8 protein-coding genes are annotated in these 12,358 nt (G+C 73.6%); 3 read left to right on the plus strand and 5 right to left on the minus strand.

Annotated elements, in window-relative coordinates; all coding sequences use genetic code 11:
- Positions 1–341 precede the first annotated feature (341 nt).
- From ACFY30_RS28480 to ppdK, 5 genes are all read right to left on the minus strand, one after another.
- A complete protein-coding gene (locus ACFY30_RS28480; protein ID WP_390848003.1) occupies positions 342–755 on the minus strand; it encodes a hypothetical protein in 414 nt (137 codons plus the stop codon).
- 43 nt (positions 756–798) lie between these two features.
- Complete coding sequence (locus ACFY30_RS28485; protein ID WP_390848004.1) at positions 799–2,013, minus strand: globin domain-containing protein; 1,215 nt, start codon at positions 2,011–2,013, stop codon at positions 799–801.
- 80 nt (positions 2,014–2,093) lie between these two features.
- Positions 2,094–4,781 carry a bifunctional acetaldehyde-CoA/alcohol dehydrogenase gene (gene adhE / locus ACFY30_RS28490; protein WP_390848005.1) on the minus strand — a complete coding sequence of 896 codons (2,688 nt, stop codon included), beginning with the start codon at positions 4,779–4,781 and terminating at the stop codon, positions 2,094–2,096.
- Between the two features lie 107 nt (positions 4,782–4,888).
- On the minus strand, positions 4,889–5,602 hold the full coding sequence (locus tag ACFY30_RS28495) for a CBS domain-containing protein (protein ID WP_390848006.1): 714 nt from the start codon (positions 5,600–5,602) through the stop codon (positions 4,889–4,891).
- Positions 5,603–5,618: 16 nt separating this feature from the next.
- Complete coding sequence (gene ppdK, locus ACFY30_RS28500; protein WP_390848007.1) at positions 5,619–8,303, minus strand: pyruvate, phosphate dikinase; 2,685 nt, start codon at positions 8,301–8,303, stop codon at positions 5,619–5,621.
- Between the two features lie 220 nt (positions 8,304–8,523).
- Here ppdK and ACFY30_RS28505 point away from each other — a divergent pair, with 220 nt between their 5' ends.
- The 3 genes from ACFY30_RS28505 to ACFY30_RS28515 all read left to right on the plus strand — a co-directional run bounded on the left by ACFY30_RS28505 (position 8,524) and on the right by ACFY30_RS28515 (position 12,204).
- Positions 8,524–10,242, plus strand: a complete 1,719-nt coding sequence (locus tag ACFY30_RS28505; protein WP_390848009.1) for a GAF domain-containing protein — start codon at positions 8,524–8,526, stop codon at positions 10,240–10,242.
- 608 nt (positions 10,243–10,850) lie between these two features.
- Positions 10,851–11,570 carry a CBS domain-containing protein gene (locus ACFY30_RS28510; protein ID WP_390848010.1) on the plus strand — a complete coding sequence of 240 codons (720 nt, stop codon included), beginning with the start codon at positions 10,851–10,853 and terminating at the stop codon, positions 11,568–11,570.
- A 31-nt stretch (positions 11,571–11,601) separates the two neighbouring features.
- Positions 11,602–12,204, plus strand: a complete 603-nt coding sequence (locus ACFY30_RS28515; RefSeq protein ID WP_390848012.1) for a hypothetical protein — start codon at positions 11,602–11,604, stop codon at positions 12,202–12,204.
- The last annotated feature ends 154 nt before the right edge of the window (positions 12,205–12,358 follow it).

Genomic DNA, 12,358 nt, shown 5'->3' on the forward strand with positions numbered 1-12,358 from the left:
TTGCCGAGTGCGGGCGGGCCGGTGTCCGCCAACTGGGTGGCGGGCGGCGGATGCTGGCCCGCCGGGTGGTGGTCAGGCGGTGGTCGACCGCGCCGAGCGCCGGCCTGACGGGGGCCGACCCGCGGGCAACGGACGGGCCGGTGGTGGGCCGGCTGGTGTGGGCCAACTGGGTGGCACCGGGCGGGGGGCTTGCCTGCCGGGTGGGGGTCAGGCCGGTGGGTGGTCGGGCCGGGTGGCGGACTGACGAGGGTTCGCCCGGCGGGCGAGCGGGGGTGCTTGCCCGCCGGGTGGGGTCCCGGGCGGGTGGGTGTCGGCCGGCCGGGACCCGGGGCACCGCGGGTTCATGCTGAGCGGGGGGTGTCCTCCGGCGTGGCGGGGTGGGACGGGCCGCTTTCGCGGCGCCAGGGCGGGGTTGTCGTCCGGTGTCCGCCGTCGCGGGCCCCGTGGGCGGCCCTGTCGGTCTGGCGGCGCAGCCGGTCCTGGAGCCGGTCGACGACCTCCGTGCCCGTCGGCTCCTCGGCCGCCGCGACCACCTGGTGACCGCCGATGCGCAGGTCGGCCGTGGCCGACCACGGGTGGTCGCCGTGGTGGGCCGCCGCTCGCACGATGCGCACCTCGCCGGTGACGACCGGCAGGCCCGGCCGGTCCGTCACGGCGTCGATCTTCGCGCGGGCGTACGCCAGGGTCGCCTCGTCCACGGCGCCGTCGGAGCGCAGCAGAACCTTGGGCGTCTCCTGGGCGTTGTCGCGGGTCATGCGGGTTCCTTCCCTCGGTGCGTCAGAGCGGTTGGGGGGCGGCTCAGGCCGCGGTGCCGGGCAGCCACAGGTCGGGTCCGAAGACCTCGTAGCGGATGTTGCGCGCGGGAACCCCGGCGCCGAGCAGCTGGGCGCGCACCTCGCGCATGAAGGGCAGCGGACCGCACAGGAACACCGTCGCGCCGTCGGGGAGTTCGGTGCCGCTCAGGTCCATCAGGCCGGTGCGGGCGTCGGGTTCCCCGGCTCCGGGGCGCTCGTACCAGTAGACGGCCCGGGCGTCCGGCAGCCGGCCGACGAGGTCGTTCGTCTCGGCGCGCAGGGCGTGGTCCTCGGGGGAGCGGTCGGCGTGCAGGACCAGGACCGGCCGGGTGGAGCCGAGGGCGGCGAGATGGGCCAGGATGCCGGTCATGGGCGTGACCCCGATGCCGGCCGAGACCAGCACGACCGGCGCGGAGGCGTCCGCCGGCTCGTCGAGGAAGACGTCGCCGAACGGCGCCGACAGCAGCAGTTCGTCCCCGGCGCGGACCTCGTCGTGCAGCAGGGTGGAGACCTCACCGGCCGGCGCGTCGGCTTCCTGCGTGACCCGCTTCACGGTGATCCGCCGCAGCTCTCCGCCCGGGTCCGAGGACAGGCTGTACTGGCGCAGCTGGTGCACCCCGTCGGCCATGCGCACGCGGACGCTCACGTACTGGCCCGCCCGGGCGCGCGGCGCCGGTTCGCCGTCCGCCGGACGGAGCAGGAACGACACGACGTCGGGGGTCTCCGTACGGCGTTCCACGACCGTCCAGGGCCGCCAGATCCCGCCGGGCTGGACCCCCGCGTCCTGGTAGAGCAGGGCCTCCCGGCTGATCAGGGCGCCCGCCATCAGCCAGTAGACCTCGTCCCAGGCGGCCGCCACCTCCGGGGTGACCGCGTCGCCGAGCACCTCGGCTATCGCGCCGAACAGGTACTTGTGCACGATCGTGTACTGGTCGTCGGTGACACCGACGGCGGCGTGCTTGTGGGCGATCCGGGACAGCAGCTCGTCCGGGCGCGCCTCGGGGTTCGCCAGCAGGGCGGAGGCGAATCCGGCGATCGAGCCGGCCAGCGCGCGCCGCTGGGCCCCGCTGGCCTGGTTGCCGCGGTTGAACATGCCGTCGAGCAGTTCCGGCCGGTCGTGGAACATCGTGGCGTAGAAGCGGGTGGTGATCTCGTCGAGCGCTCCGCCCACGGCGGGCAGGGTGGCCTGTACGAGGGCGGCGGATTCCGCGGACAGCATGAAGACTCCTGGGAGGTGCGGGTGAAGGGAGAGGGAAAGGCGAGGAAGGGAGGGGGAAGCGGGCGGGGCGGCGGCCCCGGTCAGTTCGCCGGGACCGCGCCGTCGGCGCTCACGTCACGCCCGTAGTAGGCGGTGCGCATGAGCCCGCGCATGTCGTCGAGCATGGGCATCCGCGGGTTGGCGGGGGCGCACTGGTCCTCGTAGGCGTTGAGCGCCTGCTGCGGCAGCGCCTCGAGGAAGGCGCGCTCGTCGACGCCGAGGGCCTGGAACGTCGGCTCGATGCCCACGGCCTCACGCAGCCGCTCCACCGCCGAGGCGAGCGACTCGACGCCCTCGGCCGGGGTGGCGGCGGGCAGACCGAGCGTGCGGGCGATGTCCTGGAAGCGTTCGGGGGCGCGGTAGTTCTCGTACTTGGGCCAGCCGGTCAGCTTCGTGGGGACGGTGCCGTTGTAGCGGATGACGTGCGGCAGCAGCACCGCGTTGGTCCGCCCGTGCGCGATGTGGAAGGTGGCGCCGAGGGTGTGCGACATGGCGTGGACGATGCCGAGGAAGGCGTTGCCGAAGGCCATGCCCGCGATGGTGCCGGCGTTGTGCATCTTCTCCCGGGCCTGCGGCCGGGCCGCGCGGTCGTTGACCGCCGCCTCGATGTTCTCGAAGATCATCCGGATCGCGTGCAGGGCGAGACCGTCGGTGAAGTCGTTGGCGTAGACGGACACGTACGCCTCGATGGCGTGGGTGAGGGCGTCGAAGCCGCTGTCGGCGGCCAGCGCGCGGGGCAGCGCGGTGGTGAGCAGCGGGTCGACGATCGCCACGCTGGGGGTCAGCGCGTAGTCGGCCAGCGGGTACTTCTTGCCGGTGGCGGGGTCGGAGATGACGGCGAACGGGGTCACCTCGGCGCCGGTGCCCGAGGTCGTGGGGATGCACACGAGACGGGCCAGCTTGCCGAGGACGGGGAAGCGGAAGGCCCGCTTGCGGATGTCGGAGAACTTGTGCCGCATGTCGGCGAAGTCGACGTCCTTGCCCTCGGCCTGCTGCTCGTACAGCAGCCACATCACCTTGGCCGCGTCCATGGGGGAGCCGCCGCCCAGGGCGATGATGGTGTCCGGCCGGAAGTCGCCCATGAGCCGGGCGCCGCGCCGGACGGAGTCGATGGTGGGCTCCGGCTCGACGTTGTCGATGACCTGGATGGTGACCGGCTCACGGCGCCGGCGCAGCACCCGCTCGATCCGGTCGACGAGCCCGAGGCGGGTCATGGTGGCGTCGGTGACGACCGTGACGCGGTGGACGTCCGGCATCGAGGCGAGGTAGCGGATGGACTGCGGCTCGAAGTAGATCTTCGGCGGGACCTTGAACCACTGCAGGTTGTTGCGACGCACCGAGACCCTCTTGACGTTCAGCAGCTGGGCGGCGGAGACGTTGTTGGACACCGAGGTGCTGCCCCAGGAGCCGCAGCCCAGGGTCAGCGACGGCAGCAGGCTGTTGTAGATGCCGCCGATGGCGCCCTGCGAGGACGGGGCGTTGACGATGATGCGCACGGTCTTGATGCGCTTGCCGTACGCCTCCGCGAGCTCCATGTCCTCGGTGTGGATGACGGCGCTGTGGCCCTGCCCGTGGAAGGCGACCATGTCGGCGGCCAGGTCGAAGCCCTGCTGCTCGGAGCCGGCGCGCAGGACGGCGAGGACCGGGCAGAGCTTCTCGCGGGTGAGGGGCTCCTGCGGGCCGACGAGGTCGGTCTCGACCAGGATGAGCGAGGTGTCCGCCGGTACCGAGAATCCGGCCTGCTCGGCGATCCACGCCGGGCTCTGCCCGACGGCCGCGGCGTTGACCTTGGGCTCGCAGCCCGCGCCGGCGGCGCCGACGGGGAACAGGAACGTCTCCAGCTTCGCCTTCTCCTCGGCGGTGGCCAGGTGGGCGTGCAGGGTGCGGAACTCGGCGAGGACCGCGTCGTAGATCTCCTCGTCGAGGATGACGGCCTGTTCGGAGGCGCAGATCATGCCGTTGTCGAACGACTTCGACAGCACCAGGTCGTTGACGGCGCGTCGGACGTCGGCGCTCCGGTGGACGTAGGCGGGCACGTTGCCTGCGCCCACGCCCAGGGCGGGCTTGCCGGCCGAGTACGCGGCCTTGACCATGGCGTTGCCGCCGGTGGCCAGGATCAGGGAGACACCCGGGTGGCGCATCAGGGCGCCGGTCGCCTCGACGGACGGGGTCTCGATCCACTGCACGCAGTGCTCCGGCGCACCCGCCGCCACCGCCGCGTCACGCACGATGCGGGCCGCCTGCGCGCTGCAGCGCTGCGCGGAGGGGTGGAACGCGAACACGACCGGGTTGCGGGTCTTCAGCGCCATCAGCGCCTTGAAGACGGTGGTGGAGGTCGGGTTGGTGACGGGGGTGATCGCGCACACCACGCCGACCGGCTCGGCCACCTCGGTCATGTCGTCGATGTCGTCGCGGGCGATGACGCCGACCGTCTTCATCGGGCCCATGCTGTGGGTGACGTACTCGCAGGCGAACATGTTCTTGGCCGCCTTGTCCTCGAACACGCCGCGCCCGGTCTCCTCCACCGCGAGCCGCGCGAGCTCGGTGTGCTGGTCCAGGGCGGCGACCGAGGCCTTCTTCACGATGTGGTCGACCTGCTCCTGATCGAGCGCCTCGTAGTCGGTGAGCGCCTTGAGCCCGTTCGTCACCAGGCGGTCCACCGCGATGGCGATGTCGGACGGCGCGCCGGCGGGGTCGGTGGTCGCACTGCGGTCGTCGTGGCGGGTCATGGGGGCGAGCCTCCGTGGTCGAGGGGGCGCCGCACGGGCGGCGGCGCGGGGTGGGAGCGGCACCGGCGGGTTTGCCGCGGTACCGCTTCCACCAGCAGCGTCTTACGTCAGCGGTGCTCCGGCCCAGGACCCGAAGGTCCCTTCGCGGGACCGACCGGCCCCGACGCGACACGGACCGTCAGCCTGTTGACCACGCCGACCACGCCGTCCACCCGGTACGTCAGCCGGATCGCGAGCGGGATGTCGTCGAGGTGCTCCAGGTGTCCTCCCAGCGTGACCACGCCGTCCCGGACCGAGAGGGTCACGCCGTGGGCCGAGGGGCCCAGGGCGCGGGTCAGCACCTCGTCGTGGACCTCCCGGCGGATCTCGTCGTCCGTGCGCAGGAACACCCGCAGCAGGTCGCGCCGGGTGGCGATGCCGATCAGCCGGTCCTCCTCGTCCACGACGGGCAGCCGCTCGACGCCGTGCCGCTCCATCACACGCGCGGCGTCCGCGATCCGTTGTTCCGGGTGCACGGTGACCGCGGGGGTCGACATCAGTTCCCCGGCCGTGCCGGCGCGAGCGGCCGCGGCGGCACGGCGGGCGGACCGGCCCAGCGGGGGCAGCCGCAGCCGCCGGGTCAGGCGGCCCGTGGACCGGGCCGCCTGACGGCGGATCAGATCGGTCTCGGAGATCACTCCCACGACCTTGTCGTCGTCGTCCACGACGGGCAGCCCGCTGATCCGGTACCGGTCCAGCAGCCGTACGACGTCCTTGAACGACATCTCCCGGCGGGCCTCGACGACCTCACGGGTCATCACCTCACCGACGATGCGGGCCATGTCGGCCACCTCCTTGTCACCTGCTGTCACTCGTTTCCGTCCCGGCGAGCGCGGCCCGTCCGGCCTCCAGCCGGGCGACCGGGACGCGGAACGGCGAGCAGGAGACGTAGTCCAGCCCGGCCGCGTGGAAGAAGTGGACGGACTCGGGGTCCCCGCCGTGCTCACCGCAGACGCCGATCTTCAGGTCGGGCCGGGTGGCGCGGCCCTCGTCGACCGCGATCCGGACCAGCCGGCCCACCCCGTCACGGTCGAGGGTCTCGAACGGCGAGGTGGCGAAGATGCCCTTGTCGAGGTAGGCGGAGAAGAAGGCCGCCTCGACGTCGTCGCGGGAGAAGCCCCAGGTGGTCTGGGTGAGGTCGTTGGTGCCGAAGGAGAAGAACTCCGCCTCCTCGGCGATCCGGCCGGCGGTGAGCGCGGCCCGGGGCAGCTCGATCATGGTGCCGACCGGGCAGCGCACGGGGACGCCGGTCTCCTCCGAGACCTCGGCCAGCACGCGCGCCACCTCGGCCCGCTCGATGCGCAGTTCCTCCACGGCGCCGACCAGCGGCACCATGATCTCCGCCCTGGGGGAGCCTCCGGCCCGCGTGCGCTCCACGACCGCCTCGGCGATCGCCCGCACCTGCATGGCGACCAGTCCCGGCACGACCAGGCCCAGACGCACCCCGCGCAGGCCGAGCATCGGGTTCTCCTCGTGCATGCGGTTGACCGCGTCGAGCAGCTCGGTGTCGTGCGGCTCGGGGACCGCGCCCCGGGCCTCGGCGGCGGCGATGCGCACGGCGAGTTCGGTGCGGTCGGGCAGGAACTCGTGCAGGGGCGGGTCGATGAGCCGGATGGTGACCGGCAGACCGTCCATCGCCTCCAGGATGCCGACGAAGTCCTCCCGCTGGAGCGGCAGCAGCGCGGCCAGCGCCTTCTCGCGCCGGCTCTCGTCGCCGGCCAGGATCATCGCCTCGACCAGCTTGCGGCGCTCTCCGAGGAACATGTGCTCGGTACGGCACAGACCGACGCCCTGCGCGCCGAACCGCCGGGCGCGGGCGGCGTCCTCGGGGGTGTCGGCGTTCGCCCGCACCTCCAGCCGCCGCACGCCGTCCGCCCGGTCCATCGCGCGGGCCACGGCCTCCACCAGCCCGGCGGAGCGCTCACCCGTCTCGAAGTACCGCATCACGGCGGAGTCGACCAGCGGGGCGGCGCCCAGGTACACGGCGCCCCTCGACCCGTCCACGGAGACGACCGTGCCCTCCTCGACGGTCGTGCCGCCCACCGTGAAGCGACGGGCCTCGGTGTCCACGGTGATCTCCTCGGCACCGCACACGCACACCCGGCCCATGCCGCGCGCGACCACGGCCGCGTGGCTGGTCTTGCCGCCGCGGCTGGTGAGCACCGCCTGGGCGGCGATCATGCCCGGCAGGTCGTCGGGAGTGGTCTCCTGGCGCACCAGGACGACCTTCTCGCCCGCGGCGGCCCGGCGGACCGCTTCGGCCGAGTCGAACACCGCCGCGCCCACGGCCGCTCCCGGCGAGGCCGGCAGGCCGTGCGCGAGCGCGTCGCCGACGGCCGAGGTGTCGAACCGGGGGAACATCAGCCGGGCGAGTCCCTCCCCGCTGACGCGGGCCAGGCTCTCGTCCGGGGTGATCACGTCCTCGTCGGCCAGCTCCGCGGCGATGGCGAACGCGGCCTCGGCGGTGCGCTTGCCGACCCGGGTCTGCAGCATCCACAGCCGGCCGCGCTCGATGGTGAACTCGATGTCGCACAGATCCCGGTAGTGCGCCTCCAGCGTCCGCATGTGACCGAGCAACTGGTCGTACGAGACCGGGTCCAGCTCCTGCAGGGCGGTCAGCGGGACGGTGTTGCGGATGCCCGCGACGACGTCCTCGCCCTGCGCGTTCGCCAGGTAGTCGCCGTACAGGCCGGGCCGGCCCGTGGCCGGGTCGCGGGTGAAGGCGACGCCGCTGCCGGAGTCGCGGCCGAGGTTGCCGAAGACCATGGTCTGCACGTTGACCGCGGTGCCCAGGTCGTCGGCGATGTGCTCACGGCGGCGGTACACGCGGGCGCGCTCGCCCCGCCAGGACTCGAAGACGGCGAGGACCGCCCGGTGCAGCTGCTCGGCCGGCGACTGCGGGAAGTCCTCGCCGGTCTCCCGCCGGATCAGGTCCTTGTACGTGCCGACGAGCCCGGCCAGGTCCGCCGCGTCCAGACCCAGGTCGTTCGCGGCGCCCCGGGCCCGCTTGAGGTCGGCCATGGCCTTCTCGAAGCGGGAACCGTCGACTCCCATGACGGTGCTGCCGAACATCTGTACGAGACGACGGTAGGAGTCCCAGGCGAACCGCTCGTTCCCGGAGACCTTCGCCAGGCCGAGGACGGAGTCGTCGTTGAGGCCGATGTCGAGGATCGTCTCCATCATGCCGGGCATGGAGAACCGTGCCCCGGAACGGACGGACAGCAGCAGCGGGTCGTCGGGCCGCCCCAGGCGCCGTCCGGCGGCCTGTTCCAGGGCGGTCAGGTGCCCGGAGATCTCCTCGGCCAGGCCGTCCGGCTCGCTACCGGTGGCGAGGAAGGCCCGGCAGGCCTCGGTGGTCACCGTGAAGCCCGGCGGGACCGGCAGGCCCAGCCGGGTCATCTCGGCCAGGTTCGCGCCCTTGCCGCCGAGCAGGTCGGCCTGGTCACGGCCGCCCTCTGTGAAGTCGTACACGTAACGGACCATGGCGCCGGTCTCCTCCGTCGGGCTTCGGGCTGGATACTCCTCCAGCGTCCGGCCGCCGGGACCGCGGGGGCAGGTGCTGCAGGTCCCCTCCACTGGGCCGACCGGCCCAGACGCGCAACCACCGAGAACTCGGCCCGATCCGCTACCGCGACCTCCGGCCGACCATTACCGTGGCACATGATCGGACCGGTGGGTGTCCGTGTGGACCGGAGGAGTGCAGGTGGGAAGCCCCGAGGAGGCTCGCGTACGGCTGCCTCAGCTGCGACTGGACGAGCTGCTGGAGGAGTTGCAGGCTCGGCTGGACGCGGCTCGTGGCACCCGCGACCGGGTGCACAGCCTGCTGGAGGCGGTGCTGTCGGTCGGCAGGGAGCTGGACCTGGAGCAGGCCCTGCACAGCATCGTGGAGGCCGCCGCCGTGCTGGTCGACGCGGAGTACGCGGCGCTCGGTGTGATCGGCCCGGACGGCAAGCGGCTGTCGGCCTTCCACACGGTCGGCGTCACCGAGGAGCAGATCGCCCGGATCGGCCCGTACCCGGAGGGCCACGGCATCCTCGGCGAGCTGATCCGCCACCCCGAGCCGCTGCGCCTGGCGAAGATCTCCGAGCACCCGGCCTCGTACGGCTTCCCGCCGCACCACCCGCCGATGAACACCTTCCTCGGCGTCCCCATCCGGGTGCGCGACCAGGTCTTCGGCAACCTGTACCTGACCGAGAAGCGGGGCGGGGGCCAGTTCGACGAGGAAGACGTGTCCGTGACGCTGACCCTGGCCGTCGCCGCCGGTGTCGCCATCGACAACGCCCGGCTCTACGAGGAGTCCCGGCTGCGGGAACGCTGGCTGCGGGCGAACGCGGCGATCACCCACAGCCTGATGTCCGGCGGCGCGCGCGGCGAGGTCCTCGCCCTGATCGCCGAGCAGGCCGGTGAGATCACCGGGTCCGCGCTGGCGGCGGTCGCGCTGCCCATGGAGGACACCGGGTCGCTCGCCGTGGAGGTCGCCGTCGGGATGAACGCCGAGGCCCACCGGGGGCTCGTCCTGCCGATGGACAGGAGCCTGATGGGGCTGGCCTTCTCCGAAGCGGCCCCGGTCACCAGCGACGACGTCACCCACGACGACCGCGTCTCGCTGGAACCCCCGCGGTTCGGCGGGCTCGGCCCCGCGGTGGCCGTGCCCATCGGCACCGGCGAAGCCGGTCTGCGGGGCGTGGTCCTGCTGGCGCGCGAGACCGGCCGGCCGGCGTTCTCGGCGACGGAGACCGAGACCCTGCAGGCCTTCGCCGGGCAGGCCGCCCTCGCGATGGAGCTGGCGGAACGCCGTCAGGACGCCGAGGAGGTCGCGGTGCTCAAGGACCGCGACCGCATCGCGCGTGACCTGCACGACCTGGCGATCCAGCGGCTGTTCGCCACCGGCATGACCCTGCAGAGCGCGGGCCGTTTCATCGAGCACGAGCAGGCGGCGGAGCGGGTGGTGCGCGCGGTCGACGACCTGGACGAGACCATCAAGATCATCAGGTCCACCATCTTCGGGCTGCGCACCCGCGAGGGCGCCGGCGAGGCGGGGCTGCGGGCGCGTGCCGTACGCGTGGTCGGGGAGGCGGCGCCGGTCCTCGGGTTCGCCCCCAGCGTGCGCATGGAGGGCCTGCTGGACACCGACGTGCCGAAGGAGATCGCCGACCATGTGGTGGCGGTGCTGTCCGAGGCCCTGACCAACATCGCCCGCCACGCGCGCGCGGACCGGGCCGACGTCCTGCTCGCCACGGACGGCCGGGAGGTCCGGCTGTCGGTCACCGACAACGGCGTGGGCATCCCGCAGGACGGCCGCCGCAGCGGGCTGCGCAACATGGCCGAGCGCGCCGAGCAGCTGGGCGGCCGGCTGGAGCTGGGCACCCCCGAGGGTGGCGGCACCACGCTGGTGTGGCGGGTCCCGTCGCGCAAGCCGTAGGGGGCCGGTGGGCCCCCCGCCGGTCCCGGGCCACCACGTCGCCGGTCTCGGGCGACCGTCCGTGGATCCCGGGGTGGGCCGTCCGTGGGTCCCGGGCCACCACGTCGCCGGTCTCGGGCGACCGTCCGTGGATCCCGGGGTGGGCCGTCCGTGGGTCCCGGGCCACCACGTCGCCGGTCCCGGGCGACCGTCCGTGGGCCCCGGGCCACCACGTCGCCGGTCCCGGGCGACCGTCCGTGGGCCCCGGGGTGGGCCGTCCGTCGGTACTGGTCGACCGCCCCGCGGTACCGGGGCGACCGCCGGTCAGTGACGGGGCGAGCACCCGGCAGTGCTGGCCGACCGCCGCCGGTACCGGGGCACCCCCCCCGGCCAGTGCCTGGGCGTCCCCCGTCGGTGCCTGGGCGACCGCTCGTCGGGTCCGGCAGGCGACCGCCCGTCGGTGCCTGGGCGACCGCCGGTCGGTACCGGCGGACCGGAGCAGGGAGCGGCAACCCGTGAGTAGAGGCTTCCGGACCTCGGGAACAGGGCCATGGGGCCCATGTCCTCGCGGGCCCGGCGGCGGAGGCTGGAAGTGACGCAGGACGGCATCCCAGCACTTGGAGGACGTCATGCCCTACCTCGTGAGTGACGTGATGACCCGCACCGTGGTCGCGCTGCGGGAGGGTGCGGCCTTCAAGGACGTCGCCCGGACCATGCGCCGCTGGAACGTCAGCGCCCTGCCCGTCCTGGACGGCGGCCACCGGGTCATCGGGGTCGTGTCCGAGGCCGATCTCCTGCCCAAGGAGATCCTCCGCGACCCCGACGCAGACCCGGACCGCCACGGGCGCTCGTCCGGCGCCTTCGGCCTGGCCAAGGCCGACGCGGTGTCCGCCGAGGACCTGATGAACGCTCCGGCCGTCACCGTGCGCGCCGACGAGACCGTGGCCCGGGCCGCGCGCGTCATGGCGCGGCACCACCTCAAGCGGCTGCCGGTCGTCGACGGCGAGGGTGTGCTGCAGGGCATCGTCAGCCGCACCGACCTGCTCAGGGTGTTCCTCAGGGACGACGCCGACATCGCCGAAGAGGTGCGCCGGGACGTCGTCGCCCGGCTCTTCGCCGCGCCGGCCGAGCCGATCCGGGTGGAGGTGCGCGACGGGGTCGTGACGCTCACCGGCCGGGTCCGCGACACCTCGCTCGTCCCCGTCGTCACGCGCAGGGTGCGGACGGTGGAAGGCGTGGTGGACGTCGACTGCGCCCTGTCCGGGCCGCCCCGCCGCCCGGACCTCGACCCGGATCTCCCCGACGACGCCCGGACCGCCCGGTCCGGCGGCGCCGGGACCGTGGTGTGACCTTGACGGCACATGGGGAGGTGTCAGGTTCATGGCTGGGACGCGGCGGACGACGACGACCGGGGTGCGCTTGTGGCGGTGGCGGCGCAATCCGCTGCGCCGCCGCAGCGATGTCGTGGAAGCCAGGATCGTGCTCGCCACCTGGACGCTGGCCCTCCTGGGCGGGGCGTTCGCGGGCCAGGCGGCCGCGACGGCGGTCGACCGGGACATCGCCGCACGGCGGGCGGACGTGCACCCCGTCGCCGCGGTGCTGCTGGAGGACGCCGCGAAGATACCGCCGACCACGACCGGTTTCGACGACGGCAGGGTGTGGGCCAGGGTCCGCTGGACGACCGCCGACGGCGTCACGCACACGGTGCGGACGAAGGTCGATCCCGATGCCGCGGCGGGCACCCGTGTGACGGCCTGGTTGGACAGCGCAGGCGATCCGGTCTCCGGGCCGCCCACGGCGGCACGGCGGACGGTGGAGGTGACGGGGGCCGGTGTGCTGGCCGCGTCCGGTGCCGGACTCGCGGTCCTCGCCGGCGGACGGCTGATACGCGGGCGGCTGCTGCGCCGGCGTCTGCAGGAGTGGGCCGCGGAGTGGGAGCGCGTCGGCCCGCAGTGGCGGAATCTCAGCGGAGGCAAGGGCTGACGGACCTCCTGCCCCGGGTGCCGGGGCACCGAAGGGGCGGGAAGGACACCACCCGCTTCTCGCGGATCCTGATTGCGCGGTGCGCGGCCTTGCGACGGCCGCTTCTCCGCGTCTCTCTGCCGGGTCCTTCCCGCCGCCTCCAGCACACCATGGC

Source organism: Streptomyces sp. NPDC000345 (assembly GCF_042898825.1).
In the GTDB taxonomy this organism is placed as follows: Bacteria; Actinomycetota; Actinomycetes; order Streptomycetales; family Streptomycetaceae; genus Streptomyces.

Bases quoted from the DNA above. Each gene is read 5' to 3' on its own strand.
- ACFY30_RS28495 (WP_390848006.1), bottom strand. From the start codon at position 5,602: ATGGCCCGCATCGTCGGTGAGGTGATGACCCGTGAGGTCGTCGAGGCC.
- ACFY30_RS28485 (WP_390848004.1), bottom strand. From the start codon at position 2,013: ATGCTGTCCGCGGAATCCGCCGCCCTCGTACAGGCCACCCTGCCCGCC.
- ppdK (WP_390848007.1), bottom strand. From the start codon at position 8,303: ATGGTCCGTTACGTGTACGACTTCACAGAGGGCGGCCGTGACCAGGCC.
- ACFY30_RS28515 (WP_390848012.1), top strand. From the start codon at position 11,602: ATGGCTGGGACGCGGCGGACGACGACGACCGGGGTGCGCTTGTGGCGG.
- ACFY30_RS28480 (WP_390848003.1), bottom strand. From the start codon at position 755: ATGACCCGCGACAACGCCCAGGAGACGCCCAAGGTTCTGCTGCGCTCC.
- adhE (WP_390848005.1), bottom strand. From the start codon at position 4,781: ATGACCCGCCACGACGACCGCAGTGCGACCACCGACCCCGCCGGCGCG.
- ACFY30_RS28510 (WP_390848010.1), top strand. From the start codon at position 10,851: ATGCCCTACCTCGTGAGTGACGTGATGACCCGCACCGTGGTCGCGCTG.